Annotated in this window: 29 protein-coding genes; 21 read left to right on the top strand and 8 right to left on the bottom strand. The window is 68.6% G+C overall.

Annotated features, from left to right (window positions below):
• Positions 1–7 precede the first annotated feature (7 nt).
• The 4 genes from H5411_RS22545 (at position 8) to H5411_RS22560 (ending at position 3,315) form a co-directional block, all read left to right on the top strand.
• A complete protein-coding gene (locus tag H5411_RS22545; RefSeq protein ID WP_101438055.1) occupies positions 8–946 on the top strand; it encodes a F0F1 ATP synthase subunit gamma in 939 nt (312 codons plus the stop codon).
• Positions 946–2,373, top strand: a complete 1,428-nt coding sequence (gene atpD / locus H5411_RS22550; RefSeq protein ID WP_101438056.1) for a F0F1 ATP synthase subunit beta — start codon at positions 946–948, stop codon at positions 2,371–2,373. The genes H5411_RS22545 and atpD overlap by 1 nt, the downstream gene beginning before the upstream one ends.
• 114 nt (positions 2,374–2,487) lie before the next feature.
• Entirely contained in the window at positions 2,488–2,853 is a 366-nt protein-coding gene (locus H5411_RS22555; protein ID WP_183124942.1) for a F0F1 ATP synthase subunit epsilon, read from the top strand.
• Between the two features lie 27 nt (positions 2,854–2,880).
• Positions 2,881–3,315, top strand: coding sequence for a DUF2550 domain-containing protein (locus H5411_RS22560; RefSeq protein ID WP_101438058.1), 435 nt, complete (start codon positions 2,881–2,883; stop codon positions 3,313–3,315).
• 139 nt (positions 3,316–3,454) lie between these two features.
• Here the strand turns inward: H5411_RS22560 and H5411_RS22565 are convergent, their stop codons facing one another.
• The gene (locus H5411_RS22565; RefSeq protein WP_101438059.1) at positions 3,455–4,021 is read right to left on the bottom strand and encodes a cob(I)yrinic acid a,c-diamide adenosyltransferase; all 567 of its coding nucleotides are present in this window, start codon (positions 4,019–4,021) and stop codon (positions 3,455–3,457) included.
• 61 nt (positions 4,022–4,082) lie between these two features.
• On the opposite strand from H5411_RS22565, the gene murA reads away from it, so the two are divergent.
• Positions 4,083–5,357 carry a UDP-N-acetylglucosamine 1-carboxyvinyltransferase gene (gene murA / locus H5411_RS22570; protein WP_101438060.1) on the top strand — a complete coding sequence of 425 codons (1,275 nt, stop codon included), beginning with the start codon at positions 4,083–4,085 and terminating at the stop codon, positions 5,355–5,357.
• A 63-nt stretch (positions 5,358–5,420) separates the two neighbouring features.
• Here the strand turns inward: murA and H5411_RS22575 are convergent, their stop codons facing one another.
• Positions 5,421–6,011 carry a TetR/AcrR family transcriptional regulator gene (locus H5411_RS22575; protein ID WP_183124943.1) on the bottom strand — a complete coding sequence of 197 codons (591 nt, stop codon included), beginning with the start codon at positions 6,009–6,011 and terminating at the stop codon, positions 5,421–5,423.
• Positions 6,012–6,103: 92 nt separating this feature from the next.
• Between H5411_RS22575 and H5411_RS22580 the strand changes: the two genes are divergently transcribed.
• Genes H5411_RS22580 through H5411_RS22590 form a run of 3 tightly spaced genes read left to right on the top strand, consistent with a single transcriptional unit; the run spans position 6,104 to position 8,485 of the window.
• The gene (locus tag H5411_RS22580) at positions 6,104–6,499 is read left to right on the top strand and encodes a nuclear transport factor 2 family protein (RefSeq protein ID WP_101438062.1); all 396 of its coding nucleotides are present in this window, start codon (positions 6,104–6,106) and stop codon (positions 6,497–6,499) included.
• Complete coding sequence (locus H5411_RS22585; protein WP_101438063.1) at positions 6,492–7,298, top strand: Rossmann-fold NAD(P)-binding domain-containing protein; 807 nt, start codon at positions 6,492–6,494, stop codon at positions 7,296–7,298. The genes H5411_RS22580 and H5411_RS22585 overlap by 8 nt, the downstream gene beginning before the upstream one ends.
• On the top strand, positions 7,295–8,485 hold the full coding sequence (locus H5411_RS22590; protein WP_183124944.1) for an alpha/beta hydrolase family protein: 1,191 nt from the start codon (positions 7,295–7,297) through the stop codon (positions 8,483–8,485). The genes H5411_RS22585 and H5411_RS22590 overlap by 4 nt, the downstream gene beginning before the upstream one ends.
• A gap of 7 nt (positions 8,486–8,492) precedes the next feature.
• Here H5411_RS22590 and H5411_RS22595 read toward each other — a convergent pair whose 3' ends face one another.
• Positions 8,493–9,119 (bottom strand): LysE family translocator, encoded by a 627-nt coding sequence (locus tag H5411_RS22595; RefSeq protein WP_183124945.1) that lies wholly within the window; start codon positions 9,117–9,119, stop codon positions 8,493–8,495.
• A gap of 123 nt (positions 9,120–9,242) precedes the next feature.
• On the opposite strand from H5411_RS22595, the gene H5411_RS22600 reads away from it, so the two are divergent.
• From H5411_RS22600 to ehuA, 9 genes are all read left to right on the top strand, one after another.
• Entirely contained in the window at positions 9,243–9,779 is a 537-nt protein-coding gene (locus tag H5411_RS22600) for a hypothetical protein (RefSeq protein ID WP_183124946.1), read from the top strand.
• 98 nt (positions 9,780–9,877) lie between these two features.
• Positions 9,878–10,402: a hypothetical protein gene (locus tag H5411_RS22605; RefSeq protein ID WP_183124947.1), complete on the top strand. Its 525-nt coding sequence runs from the start codon at positions 9,878–9,880 to the stop codon at positions 10,400–10,402.
• A gap of 98 nt (positions 10,403–10,500) precedes the next feature.
• On the top strand, positions 10,501–11,034 hold the full coding sequence (locus H5411_RS22610; protein ID WP_101438068.1) for a hypothetical protein: 534 nt from the start codon (positions 10,501–10,503) through the stop codon (positions 11,032–11,034).
• A 9-nt stretch (positions 11,035–11,043) separates the two neighbouring features.
• Positions 11,044–11,355: a DUF6191 domain-containing protein gene (locus H5411_RS22615; RefSeq protein WP_312878544.1), complete on the top strand. Its 312-nt coding sequence runs from the start codon at positions 11,044–11,046 to the stop codon at positions 11,353–11,355.
• 50 nt (positions 11,356–11,405) lie between these two features.
• Positions 11,406–13,430: a protein meaA gene (locus tag H5411_RS22620; RefSeq protein ID WP_183124948.1), complete on the top strand. Its 2,025-nt coding sequence runs from the start codon at positions 11,406–11,408 to the stop codon at positions 13,428–13,430.
• 568 nt (positions 13,431–13,998) lie between these two features.
• Positions 13,999–14,907, top strand: coding sequence for an ectoine/hydroxyectoine ABC transporter substrate-binding protein EhuB (ehuB, locus tag H5411_RS22625; protein WP_101438071.1), 909 nt, complete (start codon positions 13,999–14,001; stop codon positions 14,905–14,907).
• Positions 14,908–14,923: 16 nt separating this feature from the next.
• On the top strand, positions 14,924–15,628 hold the full coding sequence (gene ehuC, locus H5411_RS22630; protein ID WP_101438072.1) for an ectoine/hydroxyectoine ABC transporter permease subunit EhuC: 705 nt from the start codon (positions 14,924–14,926) through the stop codon (positions 15,626–15,628).
• Complete coding sequence (gene ehuD / locus H5411_RS22635) at positions 15,625–16,281, top strand: ectoine/hydroxyectoine ABC transporter permease subunit EhuD (RefSeq protein ID WP_101438073.1); 657 nt, start codon at positions 15,625–15,627, stop codon at positions 16,279–16,281. Before ehuC ends, ehuD begins: the two co-directional genes overlap by 4 nt.
• A 4-nt stretch (positions 16,282–16,285) precedes the next feature.
• Positions 16,286–17,050: an ectoine/hydroxyectoine ABC transporter ATP-binding protein EhuA gene (gene ehuA, locus H5411_RS22640; protein WP_183124949.1), complete on the top strand. Its 765-nt coding sequence runs from the start codon at positions 16,286–16,288 to the stop codon at positions 17,048–17,050.
• Here ehuA and H5411_RS22645 read toward each other — a convergent pair.
• Positions 17,034–17,591, bottom strand: coding sequence for a cysteine hydrolase family protein (locus H5411_RS22645; RefSeq protein WP_183124950.1), 558 nt, complete (start codon positions 17,589–17,591; stop codon positions 17,034–17,036). The two genes, ehuA and H5411_RS22645, sit on opposite strands and share 17 nt — an antisense overlap.
• A 70-nt stretch (positions 17,592–17,661) precedes the next feature.
• Between H5411_RS22645 and H5411_RS22650 the strand changes: the two genes are divergently transcribed.
• The gene (locus H5411_RS22650; RefSeq protein ID WP_183124951.1) at positions 17,662–18,660 is read left to right on the top strand and encodes a GlxA family transcriptional regulator; all 999 of its coding nucleotides are present in this window, start codon (positions 17,662–17,664) and stop codon (positions 18,658–18,660) included.
• Entirely contained in the window at positions 18,633–19,406 is a 774-nt protein-coding gene (locus H5411_RS22655) for an enoyl-CoA hydratase-related protein (RefSeq protein WP_183124952.1), read from the top strand. The genes H5411_RS22650 and H5411_RS22655 overlap by 28 nt, the downstream gene beginning before the upstream one ends.
• Positions 19,407–19,539: 133 nt before the next feature.
• Here the strand turns inward: H5411_RS22655 and H5411_RS22660 are convergent, their stop codons facing one another.
• The gene (locus H5411_RS22660; RefSeq protein ID WP_101438078.1) at positions 19,540–20,079 is read right to left on the bottom strand and encodes an NUDIX domain-containing protein; all 540 of its coding nucleotides are present in this window, start codon (positions 20,077–20,079) and stop codon (positions 19,540–19,542) included.
• 102 nt (positions 20,080–20,181) lie between these two features.
• On the opposite strand from H5411_RS22660, the gene nucS reads away from it, so the two are divergent.
• Positions 20,182–20,841, top strand: a complete 660-nt coding sequence (nucS, locus tag H5411_RS22665) for an endonuclease NucS (RefSeq protein WP_101438079.1) — start codon at positions 20,182–20,184, stop codon at positions 20,839–20,841.
• A 13-nt stretch (positions 20,842–20,854) separates the two neighbouring features.
• On the opposite strand, the gene H5411_RS48525 is transcribed toward nucS, so the two are convergent.
• Together H5411_RS48525 and H5411_RS22670 are read right to left on the bottom strand one after the other, a co-directional pair.
• Positions 20,855–20,983, bottom strand: a complete 129-nt coding sequence (locus H5411_RS48525) for a hypothetical protein (protein ID WP_281377296.1) — start codon at positions 20,981–20,983, stop codon at positions 20,855–20,857.
• 451 nt (positions 20,984–21,434) lie between these two features.
• On the bottom strand, positions 21,435–22,019 hold the full coding sequence (locus H5411_RS22670) for a flavodoxin family protein (protein WP_183124953.1): 585 nt from the start codon (positions 22,017–22,019) through the stop codon (positions 21,435–21,437).
• Positions 22,020–22,108: 89 nt separating this feature from the next.
• Between H5411_RS22670 and H5411_RS22675 the strand changes: the two genes are divergently transcribed.
• A complete protein-coding gene (locus H5411_RS22675) occupies positions 22,109–22,840 on the top strand; it encodes a TetR/AcrR family transcriptional regulator (RefSeq protein ID WP_220817306.1) in 732 nt (243 codons plus the stop codon).
• Positions 22,841–22,933: 93 nt separating this feature from the next.
• On the opposite strand, the gene H5411_RS22680 is transcribed toward H5411_RS22675, so the two are convergent.
• Positions 22,934–23,383, bottom strand: coding sequence for a hypothetical protein (locus tag H5411_RS22680; protein ID WP_183124955.1), 450 nt, complete (start codon positions 23,381–23,383; stop codon positions 22,934–22,936).
• Positions 23,384–23,526: the final 143 nt, after the last annotated feature.

The following is a 23,526-nucleotide window of genomic DNA, read 5'->3' on the forward strand; positions in this document are numbered from 1 at the left end:
GTAGCCCATGGCCGCACAACTCCGGGAGCTTCGCTCGCGCATCAAGGCGACGAAGTCGATCGGCAAGATCACCAAGGCGATGGAACTCATCGCCACCGCGCGCATCACCAAGGCGCGCGCGAAGGTCGCCGCTTCCCGGCCGTACGCGGACGAGATCACCAAGGTGCTCTCGGCGCTGGCCGGCGCGGCGGCCAACCTCGACCATCCGCTGCTGGTCGAGCGCCCGAACCCGAAGCGCGCCGCCGTCCTGGTCGTCACCAGTGACAAGGGCCAGTGCGGCGGTTACAACTCGAACGTGCTGCGGGCGACCGAAGAGCTCCTTGCCCTCCTGAAGAAGGAAGGCAAGGAGGTCGACGTCTACACCACCGGCAGCAAGGGCCTGAACTACTACCGGTTCCGCAACCGCCCGGTGGCGGGCAGCTGGACGGGCTTCTCCGACCAGCCCGCCTACCCGGACGCGGTCGCGGCGGCCGAGACGCTGGTGCAGTCCTTCAACGCGGGCGTGGACGACGCGTCGGGCAACCCGGACGGCACGCTCGGCGTGGACGAGATCCACGTCGTCTACACCGAGTTCGTGTCGATGCTGACGCAGCGCCCGGTCGCCAAGCGCGTCGCGCCGCTCGAGGTCGAGTACTCCGACGGCGAGGACGAGAAGCCGGCCGGTCTGTTGCCGAGCTACGAGTTCGAGCCGAGTGCCGACAAGCTGCTCGCCGCGCTGCTGCCGAAGTACATCAACACCCGGCTGTACTCGGCGCTGCTCGAGTCCGCGGCGTCCGAGCTGGCCGCCCGCCGGACGGCGATGAAGGCCGCGTCGGACAACGCGAACGACCTGGTGAACACGCTGACGCGGGAGGCGAACCAGGCCCGGCAGGCGCAGATCACCCAGGAGATCTCCGAAATCGTCGGTGGCGCGAACGCGCTCACCGCAGCAGGAAGTGATGACTGATGACCAGTACTGAAGCCCCGCGCGCCAAGGGGCGCATCGTCTCGGTGACCGGGCCGGTCGTCGACGTCGAGTTCCCGCGCGGTTCCGTTCCCGACCAGTTCAACGCGCTCAAGGTCGACATCGACTTCGAGCAGCTGCGCAAGACGGTGACGCTCGAGGTGGCCGCCCACCTCGGCGACAACCTCGTGCGCACGATTTCGCTGCAGCCGCAGGACGGCCTCGTCCGCGGCGCGGAGGTCACCGACACCGGCGGCCCGATCACCGTCCCGGTGGGCGACAAGGTCAAGGGCCACGTCTACAACGCGCTCGGCGAGTGCCTCGACGAGCCCGGCTACGGCGAGGACCTCGAGCGCTGGGGCATCCACCGCAACCCGCCCGCCTTCGACCAGCTCGAGGGCAAGACGGAGATGCTGGAGACCGGCCTCAAGGTCGTCGACCTGCTGACCCCGTACGTGCAGGGCGGCAAGATCGGCCTGTTCGGCGGCGCGGGCGTGGGCAAGACGGTGCTGATCAAGGAAATGATCACCCGTGTCGCCCGGAACTTCGGCGGTACGTCGGTGTTCGCCGGCGTCGGCGAGCGCACCCGTGAGGGCAACGACCTCTTCCTGGAGATGTCCGAGGACGGCGTCATCAACGACACCGCCCTCGTGTTCGGCCAGATGGACGAGCCGCCGGGCACGCGTATGCGCGTCGCGCTGTCCGCGCTGACCATGGCGGAGTACTTCCGCGACGTCCAGAACCAGGACGTGCTGCTGTTCATCGACAACATCTTCCGGTTCACCCAGGCCGGTTCCGAGGTGTCGACCCTGCTGGGCCGCATGCCTTCGGCCGTGGGCTACCAGCCGACGCTGGCGGACGAGATGGGCCAGCTGCAGGAGCGGATCACCTCGACCCGGGGCCGGTCGATCACCTCGATGCAGGCGATCTACGTTCCCGCGGACGACTACACCGACCCGGCCCCGGCGACGACGTTCGCCCACCTGGACGCCACCACCGAGCTTTCCCGGTCGGTGTTCCAGAAGGGCATCTTCCCGGCGGTGGACCCGCTGGCGTCGACGTCGACGATCCTCGACCCGGCGATCGTCGGCGAGGACCACTACCGCGTCGCCTCCGAGGTCATCCGGATCCTGCAGAAGTACAAGGAGCTGCAGGACATCATCGCGATCCTCGGCATGGACGAGCTTTCCGAAGAGGACAAGCTGACCGTGCAGCGGGCGCGCCGGATCGAGCGGTTCCTGTCCCAGAACATGCTGGTGGCCGAGGCCTTCACGCAGATCCCGGGCTCCACGGTGCCGCTGGCCGAGACCATCGAGTCGTTCGACCGCATCACCAAGGGCGACTTCGACCACTACCCGGAGCAGGCGTTCCTGGGCATCGGCGGTCTCGAGGACCTCGAGAAGAAGTATCGCGAGATCACCGGCAAGTGAGTGCGTGAGACCGGCGGGGGCACTGTCCACTGTGGACACAGGCCCCCGCCGTTCTCGTAACCGAAGCAAGACCTATTACACTCGGTGGTGACACCCCGAGCGAAGGAGTGCTACGTGGCTGAGATGTCCGTGGAGCTGGTTGCCGTCGAGCGCCGGCTCTGGTCGGGTACCGCCACCTTCGTGGTGGCGCAGACCACCGAGGGCGAGATCGGCATCATGCCCGGACACGAGCCGGTGCTGGGCCAGCTCGTCGAGGGTGGCGTGGTGAAGGTGAACACGACGGACGGCGACGTGCTGACCGCCGCGGTCCACGGCGGCTTCCTGTCCGTCACCGCGACCGGGGTGAGCGTGCTCGCGGAGAGCGCCGAACTGTCCGACGAAATCGACGTGGCGGCCGCGAAGGCAGCCCTCAGCACCGGCGACGAGGCCGAGCGGACGAGGGCCACCGCCCAGCTCCGCGCGACCGGACAGTCGGTCTGACCGGACGAGAACGGGCAGGAGCCGGCCGTGCAGATCGCTGTCGTGGTGCTAGTGCTCCTGATCGTGCTTGTCGTCGTGGTCGGCTGGTACGGCCAGCGGTGGATCCGGATGCGGCGCGGCGGCGGCGTCAGCGTGGCGCTGCGGTGGAGCCCGGACAGTCCCCGTTCGAGCTGGCATCTCGGGCTCGGCCGGTACGAGGGCGAGAAATTCGTCTGGTACCGCGTCTGGAGCCTGCGCACCGGCCCGGACCGCGTGTTCCAGCGCGAAAGCATGCAGATCGCGGACCGGCGGGATCCGTCCGGTTCCGAGGCGTACGCGGTGCCTGAGGGCTCGACCGTGCTGCGCTGCGAGTCCTCGGCCCAGGAAGCGATCGAGATCGCGATGGGACCGGGTGCGCTGACCGGGTTCCTGTCGTGGCTCGAATCGGCTCCGCCGGGGCGAAGGCTGCCGCGGGCTTCGTGACTTTTCGGCCGGGCCCGCCACCGTGGAAACGCGGTGGCGGGCCCGGTTTTGTGCTTTTCGGGTGCTGGTGGCAGACGTTGCGGCTCGAGGCCCTGGCGGGAGGTCCGCCCGGATCGGCGCCGACAGCAATGTGGTGCGCTCAGCCGCCCGGCTGCCACAGCACGTCGCCGTCCGGATTGGCCAGCCGGGCGAGGATGAACAGCAGGTCCGAGAGCCGGTTCAGGTACTTGGCCGCGATCGGGTTGGACGTGTCCGGCTCGGCCTCCATCAGCGCCCAGGCGGACCGTTCCGCGCGGCGGGAGACCGTGCGGGCCTGGTGCAGGAACGCCGCGCCCGGGGTGCCGCCCGGGAGGATGAACGACGTGAGCTTCGGCAGGCGTTCGTTGAACTCGTCGCACCAGCCTTCGAGCCGTTCCAGGTACGCCTCGGTGATGCGCAGCGGCTCGTACGGCGGGTCTTCCTGGATCGGCAGGCACAGGTCCGCGCCGACGTCGAACAGGTCGTTCTGGATCCGGCGCAGCACGCCGGCGACCTCGTCGGGAAGCCCGCCGAGCGCGATCGCCAGGCCGAGCACGGAATTGGCCTCGTCGGTGTCGGCGTAGGCGGACAGCCGGGCGGAGGTCTTGGGCACCCGGGAGCCGTCGCCGAGCGCGGTCGTGCCGTTGTCGCCGACCTTCGTGTAGACCCGGTTGATACGAACCACCATGAGCCCGACTCTACCGGCCCGGGTTCGGGCAAAACTGGGCGAGAGGGCATGATTGGCGGCCATGAGCGAGCACTTCGACGTGCATGGCGGAGCGCGGCTGGTCGGCGAGGTCGACGTGGTCGGCGCCAAGAACAGCGTGCTGAAACTGATGGCCGCGGCATTGCTGGCCGAGGGCACCACGACCATCACGAACTGCCCGCAGATCCTGGACGTCCCGCTGATGGCCGACGTCCTGCGCAGCGTCGGCTGCGAGGTGGAGATCGAGGGCGACACGGCGCGCATCACCACGCCGGCCGAGCTGTCGCACCGCGCCGATTCGGCGGCGATGGGCAAACTGCGCGCGTCGGTGTGCGTGCTGGGCCCGCTGGTCGGCAGGCTGAAGCAGGCGGTCGTGGCGCTGCCCGGCGGCGACGCGATCGGCCAGCGTCCGCTGGACATGCACCAGAACGGCCTGCGCAAACTCGGCGCGACGAGCACCATCGAGCACGGCTGCGTCGTGGCGAAGGCCGAAACGCTGGTGGGCACCCAGATCTGGCTGGACTTCCCGAGCGTCGGCGCGACCGAGAACATCCTGATGGCGGCGGTGCTGGCCGAGGGCACGACGGTGATCGACAACGCCGCCCGCGAACCGGAAATCGCCGACATCTGCACGATGCTGACCGAGATGGGCGCGAAGATCGAGGGCGCGGGCACCTCGACGCTCACCGTGCACGGCGTGGACCAGCTGCACCCGACCGAACACCGCGTGATCGGCGACCGCATCGTCGGCGCGACCTGGGCTTTCGCCGCCGCGATGACCCGCGGCGACCTGACCGTCCGCGGCGTCAACCCGCACCACCTCGACCTGGTCCTGGACAAGCTGCGCCTGGCGGGCGCCGAGGTGACCACCTTCGACGACAAGGGTTTCCGCGTCGTCCAGCCGGAACGTCCGAAGGCGGTCGACTGGGTGACGCTGCCGTACCCCGGTTTCGCCACCGACCTGCAGCCGTTCGCGGTCGCGCTGTCGGCGGTGTCCGAGGGCACGTCGATGATCACGGAAAACGTGTACGAGGCGAGGTTCCGCTTCATCGAGGAAATGATCCGGCTGTCCGGCGACGCGCGCACGGACGGCCACCACGCGGTGGTCCGGGGCGTGGAGAAGCTGTCGAGCGCGCCGGTGTGGGCGTCGGATATCCGCGCCGGGGCGGGTCTCGTGTTGGCCGGGCTGTGCGCGGACGGCGTGACCGAGGTGTGGGACGTCTTCCACATCGACCGCGGGTATCCGCATTTCGTGGAGAATTTGAACCGGCTGGGCGCGCGGATCGAGCGTGTGACGGGGGAGCCGGAGCGGGCTTGAGCGACTGCTCGTGAGCGGTTATGCCGGTTCTCGCCGGCGTAGCCGCTCACGAGCATTTTCCCGCTACGCGCTCAGCGCCCGCACCACCAGATCCGTCACCTGATCCAAATACCCTTCCCCCGCCGGAACCCCGCGCACGATCAGCCGCCAGTAGATGATTCCCGCGCCGATGTCCTGAGCCAGTTCCACATCGGTGTTCGCCGGGATCTCGCCGCGCTCGATCGCCCGGGTGAACACGGCTCGGCTGATCGCCCGGCGCGGGCCGCCGATCGCTTCCCGGGAGAACGCGGCCATTTCCGGATTCCGGCTGGCTTCCGCGATCAGCCCGGGCAGGATTCGCGAGAACCGCGGGTGCGTGATCCATTCGTAGAGCGCGTCCAGCGTCGCCCGGAGGTCGCCGCGCAGGCTCCCGGTGTCCGGGTCCACCGCGCGCGCCACGCTGAATTCCGCGACGACCGCGCCGATCATTTCGTCTTTCGACGGCCAGCGCCGGTACAGCGCGCTTTTCCCGACCCCCGCGCGTTTCGCGACCGCTTCCATCGACAGTCTCCCGAAACCGACCTCGGCGAGTTCGTCGAGCACGGCCTCGGTGATGGCGTTGGTGACCTCGGGCTGCAGCACGGCAGCTCCGGTCGGCGTCCGGCGGGTCGTCATGCCGGTCAGTCTAGCGGGTGGACGGGACGGTCCCGTCCCGTGTACGTTGTGGTCGAGACGATACCGTCTCGTCCATTCCTGAGGAGAGCTTCATGCCACTCATCGATCACGCGCTCGACCTGCTGATCCGGCACGACATGGCCGGGTTCGTGCAGTTGTTCGCCGAGGACGCCGTCGCCGAATTCCCGTTCGCCGCGCCCGGGCGGCCCGAGCGCCTCGAAGGCCGCGCCGCCCTCGCCGACTACCTGCGCGACTATCCGAACCTGCTCGACATCCGCGAGGTCGCCGCCAAGACCGTGCACCAGACGACCGACCCGGAGGTCTCGATCGCGGAGTTCGAGCTGGCCGGCGTCGCGGTCGCCACGCAGAAGCCGTACCGCTTGCGCTACATCGTGGTGCTGACCGTCCGCGACGGCCTCATCCGCCGCTACCGCGACTACTGGAGCCCGCTCGCGGTGGCCGACGTTCTCGGGGTGCCGGGTGTCTGACGTTCTCGTGCTCGGCTCGACCGGCACCACCGGCAGCCGCGTCGTGCGCGGTCTCGAAGCCGCCGGCGTGCGGCCGCGCGCGGCGACCCGGAATCCGGTTCGGCCAGGCCAGATCCGGTTCGACTGGGACGAACCCGCGACGTACGGTCCGGCGCTCGACGGGGTCTCGGCGGTCTACCTGATCGCCCCGGTCGCGGCCGATCCGCGACCGCTCGTCGAGGAGTTCCTCAAGCACGCGCCGGACGTCCGGGTGGTCCTGCTCAGTTCGTCCGCCGTGGACGAGCGCACCCCGGTGGTGGGCGGGCTGCCCGGCCTGGTCCGCCGTCAGCCGGGCTGGGCGGTGCTGCGCCCGTCGTGGTTCATGCAGAACTTCTTGCCCGGGCACCCGGTCGGCGACAGCGCCCGCGCGGGCCGGATCGTCACCGCGACCGGCGACGCCCGGGTCGCTTTCGTCGATGCCGGCGACATCGCCTCGGTAGCCGTTCGCGCGCTGCTCGACTCGGAACCGCACAACACCGACCACCTCATCACCGGCCCGCGCGCGCTCAGCTACGGCGAGGCCGCCGAGATCGTCGGCGAACAGCTCGGCCATCCAGTCGTGCACGCACCGGTTTCCACCAGCGAGTACCAGCACTTCCTGGTCCGCGACGGCCTGCCCGAGTCGTACGCCGAAATGCTCGCCTTGCTGGACGAGGCGATCCGCGGCGGCGCCGAGGACCGCGTGACCGACACCGTCGAGCGGGTCACCGGACGACCCGCCCGTGACTTCCGCACCTTCGCGAAAGAGGAGATCCGATGAAGCCGCTGCTGTTCGAGGACGACCCGCAATTCTGGTTCGAAACGCTGATCGCGCTGGGCCAGATCGCCTACGGAGGCGCGGATTTCGGCGAGGTCGTCTCGATCGCGTCGAACATCAAGTCCGGTGACTACGACAGCTGGCACGACGCTTGGCTCGCCGGTGCCGAGCGGCTCTACGCCGAAGCCGCCACCATGCACCCGATCAGCGCGCGAGACGCGTACCTGCGCGCCTCGACGTACTACCGCCGCGCCGAGTTTTTCTTGCACGGCAACCCGGACGACCCGCGGATCAACTACGCCTACGAGCGCAACGTCGAGTCTTTCCAGCGTGCCGTGGAGACGATCGATCACGTCGAGCCGATCGAAATCCCCTACGACGGCCACGTCCTGCGCGGCTACTTCTACCGCGCTCCCGGTGACGGCCCGAAGCCGCTTCTGGTGGTGCACAACGGTTTCGACGGCAGCGCCGAGGACCTGCATTTCATGGGCGCGACAGCGGGCCAGGAACGCGGTTACCACGTGCTGACCTTCGACGGCCCCGGCCAGCCCAGCGCCGTCCATCGCGACGGGCTGAAGTTCCGCCCGGATTGGGAACACGTCGTCAGCCAGGTGCTCGACTACGCCCTCGCGCTCCCGGACGTGGTTCCGGAGAAGGTCGCCCTGATCGGCTGGAGTCTCGGCGGAATGCTCGCGCCGCGCGCCGCCGCGTTCGAGCCGCGGCTGTCGGCCGTCGTCGCGGTGGACGGGCTCTTCGACGCCGGTGCGGCCTTCCTGGAGCAGTTGCCGTGGGACCGTGCGGAGACGATCCGCCGGGCCAACGCTCCTGAGGACGCCGAATTGGACGCCGTTCTGGCTGCCGCGAAGGAGCAGAACCCGACCGTCCGCTGGGCGCTGAGCCACGGCCGCTACGTGATGGGCGGTGCGACCGACCGGGAGTTCCTCGCGAAGTACCTCGAATACCACCTGGACGACGGCGTAGCCGAGCGCATCACGTGCCCGGCGCTGATCTGCGACGCTCCGGAGGACTTGTTCTTCACCGGTCAGCCGCAGCAGCTGTACGACCGGATCAGCGGCCCGAAGAAGCTGCTGAACTTCACCTCGGAGGAAGGCGCGGAGGCGCACTGCCACATCGGCGCGATGCGGCTCGCGAACGGCCGCATCTACGACTGGCTGGACGACGTGCTCTGAACCCGGCTCAGGACTCGAGGGCCAGCGCCGCGCCGAACCCGACGAGCGCGGTGCCGGTCACCCCGTCCAGCGCGCGGCGGACCTTGCGGCGGTTGAGCCACTCGCGGACCCGGTGCACGAAGAACAGCAGGACCAGCAGCCAGATGGTGCCCAGCACGGCGACCGTGTATGCGAGCACCAGCGCGTCCCAGGTCGTCGTGCGCACCGGGTCGAGGAACTGCGGCAGCACCGACAGGTAGAGCACCAGGACCTTGGGATTCGTGATGTTCGACAGGAACCCCTCGCGCCACCGCCGGAAGCCGCTGGCGCGCTTGCGCTGGGTGTCGGCGACCGCGTCGTAGTTGCCGCGCCAGGCGCCGCGCAGCGCCTGGAAGCCGAGGAACAGGAGGTATGCCGCGCCGAGCCACTTGAGCGTGAGGAACACCGGCTGCGAGCGAGCGATGACGACACCGAGCCCGAGCGCCGCGGCGGTGCCCTGCACCGCGTTGCCGGCGAAGATGCCCGCCGTGGCCAGCAAACCGCCCCGCGCTCCGCCGGACAGCGCGTTCTTCAGCATGACCATCGTGTCCGGCCCCGGCGCCAGCACGATGAGGACCACGATCACCAGATAACTGCCGTACCCGCTCCACGTCACGTCTGACCACGGTAGATCCCGGATCGGCCGCCGTCTCGCGGATTTCCGTCACAATGCTTCCGTCCGGTCAGGCAACCCGGGCGAACCGGACGGCGTTCCCTCTTCGGGAGCGAGGAGGGCGCCGTGTATCCACTGGCGGAAGACGAACAACTGCTCTGGTCCGGGCGACCTCAACGGTTTCCCCGCCGATACGCGGACTATCACATTTACGTCGTCACGGCGGTGGGCTTCGGAGCGATGGCCGCGCTCGGCGTCATCGCTGTCGTGCGGTTCGACGTGGATCCCGCCGTCTTCGCAGTGTGGCCGGTCTTGTTCGGCATGACGCTCGGGCTGGGTTCCGAGCGGAACCGGCGGCGGAAGGCGCTGCTCCGGGGCCTGACTTACCTGGTGACCGATCGCCGCGTCGTCTTCGTCGCCGACCGCCCGGGCGGCATCGAGTTCCGCTGGGTATTGCTTCCCGACCTGGGGAAGCCGCGGGTGCGTGACCACGGCGACGGCACCGGCACCGTCGGATTCGGGGCTCCGCTGGGCCTTCGGATGCGCGACCTGCAGTTCCGGGCGGAGTCGCCGCTCGTGACGATGGTGCCCGAGCTGATCGCGATCGACGATCCAGAGCACGTCGCCGACCTGATCTCCGGGCGTGCTCCGGCCGTGGGGTAGCACCTGCCGCGTTCGTCTGCGGCACCGAATAATTCCGGCCAGTCGGGCAACCCCGGCGAAACGGGCGGCGTGCACTTCTCGGGAGCGAGGAGGGTGCCGTGTATCCATTGGCCGAAGGCGAACAGTTGCTCTGGTCCGGGCGGCCGCAGCGGTATGTGCGGCGCTACCGCGATTACCACTACTACGTCGTGGTGGCGATCGTGATCGTCGGCGGCTTGGCGCTCGCAGCGACGTCGGGCCTGGATTACGGCGGCATGGTCGGGTGCAATGCCGTCGCCGGCGTGATGATCGGCTTTGCCGTCGAACGCAACCGCGAGCGCCGCGGCTTCATCGCCGGGACCACTTACCTGGTTACCGACCGCAGGCTGATCTTCGTTTCGCAGTGGCCGCCCGGTGTCGAGGTCCGCTGGGTCCAGCTCGCGGTTCTCCGACCGCCGCGAGTGCGCGACCACGGTGACGGCACCGGGACGATCGACTTCCACCCCACGGTCAGCGAGTGGCTGCGCGACCAGCGCTACCGGTCGCGGCCCGTGTGGTACCCGATCCTGCCGGAACTGATGGCCGTCCGAGACGCCGCCCAGGTCGCCGACCTGATCTTCCGGCGTGCCTCGGCCGTGGGGTAGCACCTGTCGCGTTCGTCTGCGGTGCCGAATAATTCCGGCCAGTCGGGCAACCCCGGCGAAACGGGCGGCGTGCACTTCTCGGGAGCGAGGAGGGTGCCGTGTATCCATTGGCCGAAGACGAACAACTTCTCTGGTCCGGACGGCCGCAGCGGTATGTGCGGCGCTATCGCGATTACCACTACTACGTCGTGGTGGCGATCGTGATCGTCGCTGCTTCGGGGCTGACCGCGACTCTCAACCTGAGTTACGGGGTCATACTCGGCTGGAGTGTCGTGCTCAGCATGGTTCTCGGCAGCGGGCACGAGCGCAATCGAGAACGTCGCGGCTTCATCGCCGTGACGACCTATCTCGTCACCGACCGCAGGCTGATTTTCGTGTCGGACTCGCCGCCCGGCATCGAATTCCGCTGGGTCCAGCTCTCCGATCTCCGACCGCCGCGAGTGCGCGACCACGGCGACGGCACCGGGACGATCGACTTCCACCCCACCGTCCGAGAGTGCCTGCGCGACCAGGGTTTTCGCTCCCGGCCTGCCTGGTATCCGATGTTGCCGGAGCTGATGGCCGTCCGAGACGCCGCCCGGGTCGCCGACCTGATCGCCCGGAACGCTCGGCGCACTCCGGCCGTTGGGTAGGACATGTTGATGACCTGGCTCGGTCTCTCGCTGCCGATCGCCGCCATCGTGCTGCTGATGGTCGGCGGGTGGGAGCTGCGGCGGAAGAGGAAGCCGTCCCGGCTCAAGGCGCGGCTGTCCTCGACGTACCTCGACGAGGTCACCGCGTTCCTCTACGGCACCAAGCGCAACGAGTTGGAGCACCGGGATTCGGCGGAGATGACTCTCGAAGAAGACGCGCAGGGAGCGCCGCCGCTGGGTACCGTCGACCTCGACCGCGGGGTGGTGGTCGTCCGGCCCGGAACGTCACCCGGGCGTGGCCGAATCCACTCCGCCGATTAAGTTACCGGCGGGTACACTCGGGCGGTCGTCTCGGCGAAGAGAGGTGCACCGTGCCGTACCCCACCGACCACGAGCGCGACCGGCCCTGGGTGATGCGCACCTATGCGGGTCATTCGTCCGCCGCCGCGTCCAACGAGCTGTACCGGCGCAATCTCGCCAAGGGGCAGACCGGGCTGTCGGTCGCCTTCGACCTGCCGACGCAGACCGGCTACGACCCGGACCACGTGCTCGCGCGCGGCGAGGTCGGCAAGGTCGGCGTGCCGGTGTCGCACATCGGCGACATGCGGCAGCTCTTCGACGGCATCCCGCTCGCCGAGGCGAACACCTCGATGACCATCAACGCGCCCGCGATGTGGCTGCTGGCGCTGTACGTCTCGGTGGCTCGCGAGCAGGCCGAAGCCGAGGGGCGCGACGTCGACGAGGTGCTGGCCAAGCTCACCGGCACCACGCAGAACGACATCATCAAGGAGTACCTGTCCCGCGGCACCTACATTTTCCCGCCCGGGCCGAGCCTCCGGCTGATCACCGACATGATCGCGTGGACCGTGCACCACGTGCCGAAGTGGAACCCGATCAACATCTGCAGCTACCACCTGCAGGAAGCGGGCGCGACGCCGACGCAGGAGGTCGCGTACGCGCTGTGCACCGCGATCGCCGTGCTGGACGCGGTGCGCGACTCCGGCCAGGTCGACCAGGCCGACATGGAGAAGGTCGTCGCGCGGATCTCGTTCTTCGTCAACGCGGGCGTCCGGTTCGTCGAAGAGATGTGCAAGATGCGTGCGTTCACGCAGCTGTGGGACGAGCTGACGCGCGACCGCTACGGCGTCGAGAACCCGAAGGCGCGCCGGCTGCGGTACGGCGTGCAGGTGAACTCGCTCGGGCTCACCGAAGCGCAGCCGGAGAACAACGTCCAGCGGATCGTGCTGGAGATGCTGGCGGTGTCGCTGTCGCGCGGTTCGCGGGCGCGGGCGATCCAGCTGCCCGCGTGGAACGAGGCGCTCGGGTTGCCGCGGCCGTGGGACCAGCAGTGGGCGTTGCGGATGCAGCAGGTGCTCGCGTTCGAGACGGATTTGCTGGAATACGAGGACATTTTCGACGGTTCGCACGTCATTCAGGCCAAAGTGGACGAGATCGTCGCCGGGGCGCGCGAGGAGATCGCGCGGGTCCAGGATCTCGGCGGTGCGGTGGCCGCGGTCGAGAGCGGCTACATGAAGTCGCAGCTGGTTTCGTCGCTCGCGGAGTACCGGCGGGGGATGGAGAACGGCGAGCGGATCCTGGTGGGGGTCAACAAGTTCGAGACCACTGAGCCGTCGCCGTTGCAGGCGGAGGGCGCGAAGGCGATCGAGACGATCGACCCGGCGGTGGAGAAGGCCGCGGTCGCCGCGGTGGAGAAGTGGCGCGAGGAGCGGGACAACGCCGCGGTGGCTGAGGCGATCGCCGCGCTGAAAGCCAAAGCGTCCACTTCGGACAATCTGTTCGAGGCCACTGTGGACTGTGCGCGGGCGGGCGTGACGACCGGCGAATGGGCGGGCGCGTTGCGCGAGGTGTTCGGCGAATACCGGGCGCCGACCGGGGTTTCCGCGGCGTCGGCCGCCGGGCAGGGCGATCCGGCGCTGGAGCGCGTCCGCGAACTGGTCCGCCGGACCGAGTCCGAAATGGGGGAGCGGCTGCGCATCCTCGTCGGCAAACCCGGTCTGGACGGGCACTCCAACGGCGCCGAACAGGTCGCGGTGCGGGCCAGGGACGTCGGGTTCGAGGTGATCTACCAGGGCATCCGGCTGACCCCGGACCAGATCGTCGCGGCCGCGGTGCAGGAGGGCGTGCACGTGGTCGGGCTGTCCGTGCTGTCCGGGTCGCATCTGGAGGTCGTGCCGCTGGTGGTCGACGGCCTGCGCGCCGCCGGGGCGGGCGACATCCCGGTGATCGTCGGCGGCATCATCCCGCCGGACGACGCGGCGCTGCTGACCGAACGCGGCATCGCGCGGGTGTTCACGCCCAAGGATTACGAGCTGACCGACATCATGGCGGGCATCGTGGAACTGGTCCGCGAGCGGCACGGGCTGGCCGAGGGATAGGTTTCGCGCTGCCGGCCCGAAGCAGTGTCGGAGCTTGACGTGGTCTGCCTGCTTGGTGGTGAGTAACCCACATCCTCGTGATGAGGGTGTAGTGCGGCGATCACCAGGGGTTGCTGGCAGCTGTGACGCAGGTCACGGTGGCCGGCGGCAGGCTCCCGGCGGTGCGGCGGCGCTGGAAATTGACTAACAATGCCGCATTTTCGAGCGATCCCGAATTGCTTGTTTTCGCACGGCGAGCCAGTCATCGTTACCGGACCGTGAAGTCTGCGGAATTCGGTTTTCTCATCCTTTGTGGACGACCGCGCGCGGGAAGATTCCCTGGTCTGGCGCGGTTTTCCGAATGATCATTTGAGTGTTTCGCGGAAAACTGCGCGCGGTTGAGCGTTTCTAATCGATAACAGAACCGACCGGGCACAAGAGATTCTTTGACCATGCCGCGACCGGGACCTACGTTCGATCCTTGTCGGCGTCACTGCCGCCAGCTTCGCGGGTGGGGTCCCTGGCCGGTTGTGACCGGAAATCGCAGGTCACGGATGCGTGACCCGATCAGGGCAAAGGGGCCGCAGACATGGTTCACGACGAATGGAAGCGCCGGGACTTCTTCCGGCTGGCGGCGTCCGGAGCGGTGGTGCTGGGCGGGACCGCGTTCGCGGCCGCGTGCACCCAGGCGCCCCAGTCGGGCGGGCAGGGCGGCGGCAGCGCGCTGGAGCGGGCGAAAAAGGCGGGCACGATCAAGGTCGGCATCGCCGGCGAGATTCCTTACGGCTACACCGAGGGCGGCAACGTGACCGGCGAATCGCCGGAAGTCGCCAAGGCGGTGTTCAAGAACATCGGCATCGCGAAGGTCGAAGCGACGCAGGTCGAGTTCAAACAGCTGATCCCGGCTCTCGCCGCCCAGCAGTTCGACATGGTCGCGGCCGGGATGGCGATCCTGCCCAGCCGGTGCAAACAGGCCGCGTTCTCCGCGGTGGACTACGTGACCCCGACGGCTTTCCTGGTGCCCAAAGGCAATCCGAAGCAGGTGCTGAGCTTCGAGGACATCAAGGCGAAGGGCGTGAACCTCGCGGTGCTGTCCGGGACGGTCGAGCAGCAGGTGGCCAAGGCGACCGGAATTCCGGACAGCCAGCTGCAAACCTACGACGGCCAACCGCAGATGTTGCAGGCATTGCAGGCGAACCGCGCGTACGCGGGCGCGCTCACCGACATCTCGCTCAAGGCGCTGCTCAAGCAGAATCCGGGCGCCGCGCTGGAAGTCACCAACGGCTTCGTGCCGGTAGTGCAGGGCAAGAAGCAGATCCAGGCGGGCGGGTTCGTGTTCCGCAAGAGCGACAGCGATCTGGTGACCGCGTTCAACACCGAGCTGGCGAAACTGCACCAGAACGGGCAGTGGCTCGAGATCGTCAAGCCGTTCGGCTTCACCAAGGACAACCTGCCGCCCGCCGACGTCACGACCGAGCAGCTCTGCTCGGGTTCCTGACGGCGGTGGAGGGCTGATGTTCGACCACTTCGGACTGTTCGTCTCCACGATCGCGAACGGACTGCTGCTGACGGTCGAGGCGACGGTCGGCGGCATCCTGGTCGCCAGCGTCCTGTCGTTCCTGGCCGGGCTGGCGATGCTGTCGCGGTTCGCGTGGCTGCGCGCGATCACGCGGATTTACGTCGAGGTGTGGCGCGGGACCTCGGAGGTGGTCCAGCTCTTCTGGATCTACTTCGCGCTGCCGGTGCTCACCGGCTTCCAGATCCTGCCGTTGTGGTCGGGCATTCTGGTGCTGGGCTTGAACTTCGGCGCGTACGGCGCGGAGATCGTGCGCGGTGCGGTGCAGTCGGTGCCGCGGGAACAGCGAGAAGGCTGCATCGCGTTGAACTTCACGCCGGCGCAGCGGATGCGGCGCGTGATCCTGCCGCAGGCGCTGGTCGACATGGTGCCGCCGTTCACGAATCTGTTCATCCAGCTGCTCAAGGGCACCGCTCTGCTCACCTTTATCACCGTTCCCGAGATGACCTATCAGGCGAGCCAGGTCCTGGTGACGCGCTTCACCGGGCAGGCCGCGCTGATCTGGACCATCGTGCTGGTGTTCTACCTGGTCCTGTCGATCCTGATCACCAGCGGCATGAAGGTGCTGGAACGGCGGGCGGCCGCGCGAGTGGGCCGGGCACCGGCGCGGCGGCGGGCAGTGCTCAGCGGGGCGGGCACATGAGCTGGGACTGGGCTTATCTGTGGACGGTGCTCCCTTCAGTGCTGAAGGGGCTCCTGGTGACGTTCGAGGCGACCGTCCTCGGCGCGCTTCTCGCGTACGTGCTGGGTTTGGTTTTCGCGATCCTGCGGCGGTCGGGAATCCGGGCGGTCAGCTGGGTGATCTGGCTGATCGTGGAGTTCGTGCGCAGCACTCCGTTGCTGGTGCAGCTGTTCTTCCTGTTCTTCGTGCTGCCGCAGTTCGGGCTCACGCTCTCGCCGTTGACCGCGGGAGTGGTCGGCCTCGGCCTGCATTACGCGACGTACACGTCCGAGGTGTACCGCGCCGGGATCGAGGCGGTCCCGAAAGGACAGTGGGAGGCCGCGGTGGCGCTGAGCCTGCCACGGGCGCGCACCTGGCTGCGGGTGATCCTGCCGCAGGCGATCCCGCGCGTGCTGCCCGCGCTCGGCAACTACACGATCTCGATGTTCAAGGAAACCCCGCTGCTGCTGGCGATCGGCGTGCTCGACCTCGCCGGGGCCGCGTTCGAGGTCGGGTCCCTGAACTTCCGGTACGTCGAACCCCTCACCCTGGCGGGGGTGCTCTTCCTCGTGTTGAGCTATCCGGCCTCCCTGCTCGTGCGATTCCTGGAGCGTCGTTTTGGCCTCAGCAGATGAACCGATGATCCGCTTCGACCGGGTGGTCAAGAAATTCGGCGACAACACCGTCCTGCGCGAACTGGATTTCACGGTCGCGCCAGGGGAGTTCGTCTCGCTGATCGGGCCGAGCGGTTCCGGCAAGACGACCATCCTGCGGTTGCTGATGACCCTGGAGAAGGTCGACGGGGGCATGATCGAGGTCGGCGGCCAGCCGCTGAGCCACATGCCCCGCCGCGGGAAACTCGTTCCGGCGGACGAAAAGTACCTGCGCGGCATGCGCCGCCGGATCGGGATGGTCTTCCAGCAGTTCAACCTCTTCCCGAACATGCGGGTGCTGCAGAACATCACCGAGGCCCCGGTCCGCGCGCTCGGACTGTCCCGGGAGGACGCCGTGCGGCGGGCGACCGAACTGCTCGAACTGGTCGGGCTCGCCGACAAAGCGGACGCGCATCCGACGCAGCTGTCCGGCGGCCAGCAGCAGCGCGTCGCGATCGCCCGCGCGCTGGCGATGCGGCCCGAGGTTCTGCTGCTGGACGAGGTGACTTCGGCGCTCGACCCGGAGCTGGTCGCTGAAGTGCTGCGGGTGCTCCGGGAGATCGCGACCACCACGGACATCACGATTCTGTGCGTGACGCACGAAATGCAGTTCGCGCGCGAGGTGTCGGACCGGGTGATGATGTTCGACCGCGGTCAGGTCTTGGAGGACGCGCCGCCGGACCGGTTGTTCACCGCTCCGGAGCATGAGCGCACGAAGGAATTCCTGCGTGCCGTCATCGATCGGGAGTGAGGATTTCCTTGGTGGACTTGACGGTCGCGAAGCCGCCGCCGTGCAGGTTCGTCGCGGTTGCCCGGGAGAGTTCTTCGGCGGTCAGGGTGGTGCCGTCCGGGCCTGCGAGGTCGAAGGTGAAGGTGGCGTCCAGGGCGAAAGTTACGTCGTAGCCTAGGTTTCCGCCCATGCGCGCGGTGGTTTCGCAGCAGAAGTTGGTTTGGATTCCGGCCAGGACGAAACTGGTGATGCCTCGGGTGGTGAACCAGCCGTCGAGATCGACGTCGCCGAGGAAAGCCGAGTTCACCTTCTTGCCGAACACCAAGTCCGGGCGCGCACCGGCCAGTTCGGGTTTGAAGTCGTTGCCTGGCTGCCCGGGCCGGAGAGGCGAATCGGGCTTGATCGAATCGTGGTGCACGAGCACGACCGGGTCGTGGCGGTCCTGCCAAGCCCGCAGCAGGGCCTTGATGTTCGCCTCCGCATCGGGGTTGTTGCGCGGACCCCAGAACGCGGCGTCGTCGAAACCTTGCTGGACGTCGATCAGCAGCAGTGCGGTAGTCATGGCTCGATTCTGTCCGGGGGAGCGCGCCGCGGGGAGTGGCATAAGACGCGCGATGCGGTACTTTTCTGCCATGCACACGATCGGGGTGCTGCTCCTGCCCGGCAGCCGGATGTTCGACCTCGCGGTGATCGCGGAGGTGTGGGCGCAGGATCGCACCGACAGCGGCATCGGTCCGTTCACCGTGCGCGTGTGCGCGCCCGGGCGAGGGCGGACGCGCGTGTCGCCGTTCGGTGAAGTCGTTGCGACGCATGGTCTTTCCGGGCTCGGCGACTGCGACCTGGTTCTCTCCCCGGGACGGGACGATCCGCTGGCGGAAGTTCCCGCCGCTGCTCAGGCCGCGCTTCGGCGGGCTCATCGTGCCGGTGCGACGGTCGCCGGGCTTTGCTCCGGGGCCTTCACGCTCGCCGCGGCCGGGCTGCTCGACGGGCGGCCTGCCACCACGCATTGGCGCGACCTGGACGCACTCGCGACGGCGGCACCAGCTGCGGATCTCCGTCGCGACGTGCTGTACACCGAGAAGGACGGCGTGCTCACCTCTGCGGGCGTCGTCGGCGGTCTCGATCTTTGCCTGCATCTGGTGCGCCGCGACCATGGTGCGGATGTCGCCGCGCGTCTTGCCCGGCGTCTGGTCATGCCGCCGGTGCGCGAAGGCGGTCAGCGGCAGTATGCGGAAGCTCCGTTGCCCGCCAGCGCTTCCCGGCCGAGTATCGCGTCCACAATGGACTGGACGACGACTCGGCTCGCCGACGAGATCGGCGTGCCGGATCTGGTCGAGCACGCGGGGATGAGCCCCCGGACCTTCCATCGCGAGTTCGCCGCCGCGACCGGCAGCACGCCGGGACGGTGGCTTCTCGTCCAGCGGGTGCAGCACGCGCGGCGGCTGCTGGAGACCACGGACCTGCCGGTCGCCCGGGTGGCCGAGCGGGCCGGGCTCGGCAGCGCCGCGAACCTGCGCCGCCGGCTGCGGGCGGAGGTCGGCGTCGGTCCGGATTCCTATCGGCGTACTTTCCGTATGCCGCCGGGCGGGGTTACGGTCGGGGCATGGGCGAGTACGAGCACATCCTCGTGAAGCGGGACGGGGACACGGTCACCATCACGATGAACCGCGCGGCGCGGCGCAATTCGCTGTCCGGCGAGCATCTCGGCGAACTGCTGGCCGCGTTCCGCGAGGCTGGTGAGTCCGACGCGACCGGCATCGTGCTGGCCGGCGCGGGGCCGGTGTTCTCCGCCGGACACGACTTCGGCGACGTCGCCTCCCGCGACCTCATGGGGGTACGCGAGCTGCTCACCCTGTGCACGACGCTGATGCGGACGATGGAATCGGTGCCGCAGGTGGTGATCGCCCGGGTCCACGGCCTGGCGACCGCCGCGGGCTGCCAGCTGGTGGCGTCGTGCGATCTTGCGGTCGCGGCGGAGTCGGCGGGCTTCGCCCTCCCTGGCGGCAAGGGCGGCTGGTTCTGCCACACGCCCGCGGTCCCGGTAGCGCGCGCGATCGGCCGGAAACGCCTGATGGAACTGGCTCTGACCGGCGACGTGATCGACGCGGCGACGGCGCTGGACTGGGGTCTGGTCAACCGCGTGGTCCCGGACGATTCGCTGGACGAGGCGGTGGCGGAGTTGCTCGCCCGCGCGACCCGCGGCAGCCGGGCCAGCAAGGCGATGGGGAAGCAGACCCTGTACGCCCAGCTGGACCGTCCGGAAGCGGACGCGTACGCGATCGCCGTCGAGGTGATGGCGTCGGCCTCGCAACTGCCGGGCGCTCGGGAGGGGATGGCGGCGTTCTTGGAGAAGCGCAAGCCTGACTGGACGGATTGACCCCTCGGCCTGGCCTTGTGGTGCGGAGGTCCGTGAAGGGCTCCTTGAGGGAATCAGATTCCCTCAAGGAGCCCTTCACGGACCTCCGCGCGCAGCAACCCCCACGTCGGCGGTGCCGGTGACGCAAGAGCGCTCAGCGGCGTTCGTGCAGCAGCAGCAATGTGTACGCCGCCACCGATTGCGCGTCCGAGATCTCCCCGGTGGAGATCATCTTCTCCACCTCCGTCCGGCTGAACCACGCCGTCCGCATGTCCTGTTCCTCCAGCTCCCGCTCCGGCTCGCCCTCGGTGAGGCCGGTCGCGAGATACACGTGGCCGCGCTGGCTGGCCAGCCCGGGCGCGACGTCGAGCATCCCCAGTTCCGTGAACTCCGACGCCCGCAACCCGGTCTCCTCCCGCAATTCCCGCCGGGCCAGTTCGGCGGGCGGGGTCTCGGCGAGGTCGGGCGCGGTCCCCTGCGGGAATTCCCAGCGCCGCATCCCGAGCGGGTACCGGAACTGCTCGACCAGGTGCAGCCGGTCGCCGTCGAGCGGGACGACGAGGGCGTAGGTCGGTTTGTCGACCACGCCGTAGATGCCGTCGCTGCCGTCGGCGCGGCGGATGGCGTCCTCCCGCACCGTCATCCAGTTGTTCCGATACACCTCGCGGGTCGCGACACGCTGAATGGGGTCCACCTCGCCAGTATCGCCGAGGCTGTCCTACCCTCGGCGGGTGCGTCTCGTGCTCCCTTCCCAACAGGCCGGTTTCGCCAGCCCGCTCCGTGCGGGGCGGGTCCGATGAGGCTCGTCGTCGCCCGGTGCCAGGTCGATTACGTCGGCAGGCTGACCGCGCATCTCCCGATGGCCAACCGCGTCCTGATGGTGAAGGCCGACGGTTCGGTGCTCGTGCACTCCGACGGCGGCTCGTACAAGCCGCTGAACTGGATGTCGCCGCCGTGCTGGCTGATCGAGGACCCGGACGTCTGGACGGTCCAGAACAAGGCGGGCGAGAAACTCGTCATCACGATCGACGAGGTCATGCACGACCTGAAGCACGACCTGGGCGTCGACCCGGGCCTGCAGAAGGACGGCGTGGAAGCGCATCTGCAGGAACTGCTGGCCGAGCACATCAAAACCCTCGGCGACGGCTACACCCTGGTCCGCCGCGAGTACCCGACCGCGATCGGCCCGGTCGACATCATGGCCCGCGACGCCGACGGCGGTTCGGTCGCGGTGGAGATCAAACGCCGCGGCGAGATCGACGGCGTCGAGCAGCTGACCCGGTACCTCGAACTCCTCAACCGGGACCCGCTGCTGGCCCCGGTGCAAGGCGTGTTCGCGGCGCAGGTGATCAAGCCGCAGGCGCGGGTCCTCGCCGAGGACCGAGGGATCCGCTGCGTGGTCCTCGACTACGACGCGTTGCGCGGCACGGATTCGGACGAGTTCCGGCTGTTCTGATCGTATCCGCTGGTCAGGCCGCGCCCCGGGGATAGCTGGGGCACGCCCGGTACGCGGCGACCGCCACGATCGACTCCCGCGCGTCCAGCGGAGTGGACGCGCGCCGGAGCGCGTGCATGCCGTTCACACGCTCGAACGGCATGCCGACCGTCTCCTGTGCCCGCCGCGACATGGAGGAGTTGAAGCCGTTCCGATTGCGCGCGCTGCCTTGAGGCCTGGGCCTCGTCACATGTTCAGGTCAAGCTGCGGTGGGAGCCACGTGAACCCCGGCTCCCGCGGCGGGACTCACCAGGGTCACCGAGAAGGACTTCGCGGTTTCGGTCTGGCGACGGTGAATCGTCGCGTCGATTCCCGTTGGGGTTACCAGCCGAGGTGCTGGCAGCAGCGCGTGGTCTGCGACCCAGCCCCGATCTGCCGAGACGTATGTTGCGCCGTCTCCGAGCTGCACGCTGAGTGCGCCCACCAAGTCTCCCGGGTCCACCGACGCGGCTCCCCGAACGCGCTGTTTCTGCGGATTCGACGAGTGCGCAGCCGATCGCGGCAGCCTCGGGCGCAGCCATTTTGATCTTCGGTCGACGTTCGCCCCGCCGGACCTAGGAAGCGAGCGGCTGCCGGTAGCGAAGCGCCTGGGTCGCGACCCGTGCTCCGAGGTGGCGTGCCGTGGCGAGGTCCGCGGCGTGGACGGCGTCCGGGCCCTGGTCGTTCCAGGTTTGCGCACCCGCGCCGAGGTAGAACCCGAGCCGGTTGTCGTCGTGTTCGCTGCTGGTGGTGGTGTTCCAGCCGGGCATCAGGCCGAGGCTGACCCAGTGCATGCCGTGCTGCGCGGCGAGCAGCGCGAGGTATTGCAGGGTGTGCAGTTTGTCGCCGCTCATCGATCCGGAGTTGGTGAACCCGGACGCGAGTTTGTCCAGCCAGCGCTGGGTCATCCAGCGTTTCGACGTCGCCTCGGCGAATGCGTGGAACGCGCCGGACGCCGATCCCATGTAGGTCGGGGTGCCGAAGACGATCGCGTCGCTGGCGTCGAGGGTTTCCCACTTCGGGTCGGTCATTTCGGCGACATCGACCAGTTCGGCGCGGGCCCCGGGCACTGACCCGGCGCCGTCGGCGACGGCCTTCGCGATCTCGAGGGTGTGCCCGTAGCCGGAGTAGTAAGCGATCGCGACGTGAACAGAGGACATGAGCGGATCCTTTCGCTGTTGACGTTGATAACGCTATTGCCGTGACACCGTCATTGTCAACGTCAACAGAATTCTGTTATCGTTGGCACATGGCACCCCAGGGGTCGGAGGACCAGCGCGAGCGCATCCTGAGCGAAGCGGTGAAACTGCTGGCCGAGGCCGGGCCGTCGGGTCTGTCCACTCGCGCGGTCGCGAACGCGGCCGGAGTGCAAACCCCGACGCTGTACCGGCTTTTCGGGGACAAGGACGGGCTGCTCGACGCCGTGGCCATCTTCGGTTTCGAGAGCTACCTCGCGGAGAAGCGCGCGTTCGAACCCAGCGAGGACCCGGTCGAAGACCTGCGCCGCGGCTGGGATGTGCACGTCGCGTTCGGGCTCGCCAACCCCGCGATCTACACGCTGATGTACGGAAACGTCCGGCCGGGCCGGCAACCCGCGGCGGCGGCGGAAAACCGGGCCATCCTGCGCGGGATGCTCGAACGCGCCAACGCGCGAGGCCTGCTCCGGGTGCCGGTCGAGGCAGCCGCGGCGGCCATCGAGGCGTCCACGACCGGCGCGGTGCTGCTCCTGCTGGCCCGGCCGGAAGAAGAGCGAGACATTCAGCTGATCCAGCCTTTGCGCGACATCGTGCTCGACGCGCTGACGGAGCAATCGGCGTCTCGCGCCGACGAGCGTTCCCCGATAGCCGACCGCGCGGAGTCCCTGCTCGGGATCGTCGCTCCGGCCAAAGACTCCGACCCGGTGACCGACGCGGGCTTCAGCGTCTTCGAGGCCGGTCTGCTGCGCGAATGGCTCGCACGGCTCACCGAGGCCAGCCGATGACGTCGCACCACGGCGGCAGGGAACGGCAACTGCGGTAAAAAGGGCCCACGACCAGGTCGTGGGCCCCTCGGCGCAGCGTCGTCCGGGAACGCCTCAGATCGTCGTGCCCGGTTGCGGCGCAGGTCCCGCTCGGCGCTGAGCCGCCTTCGCCTCGAACCACGCCTTGACCTGTTCCTGGAACAGCGTCGTCACCACCAGTCCGGCCAGCACCAGCCCGAGGAGGGCTTGCGGGCTGCCGGACACCAGGTTGATCAGCCCGCCGATCGCGGACAGCACCTCGCACGCCAGCATCGCCCACCGGCCCCAGTCGTAGCCGACCAGGATCGCGATGCCGGACGCCAGCAGGCCCGCGGCGAAGATGTACGACAGGAACTCGACCAGATACAGGACCCCGGCCGGATCTTGGCCGTGGTCCTGCCATCTCGCGATCTCCAGCTGGGCGAAGATGCCGAGTATGCCGTTCAGGAGCGCCTGCAGGAACACGAACACGAGCGCGGCGCGCAGCCGTCCGGGCATGCGGAGCGGGGACGTGGGACTGGTCATCGCGAAGGGGGTCCTTTCCGAAGATCTTCGAAGGTGCCGGGATCTTATGGGCGGAGGCGGGCAACCTTCCCGAATCGGGTGAATCTGTGACCTTGGTGAGTCCTTGTCCGGCGAAGCGACAGGACTCAACACCGGTCCGTCCG

Source organism: Amycolatopsis echigonensis (assembly GCF_014174495.1).
Lineage (GTDB): Bacteria > Actinomycetota > Actinomycetes > Mycobacteriales > Pseudonocardiaceae > Amycolatopsis > Amycolatopsis echigonensis.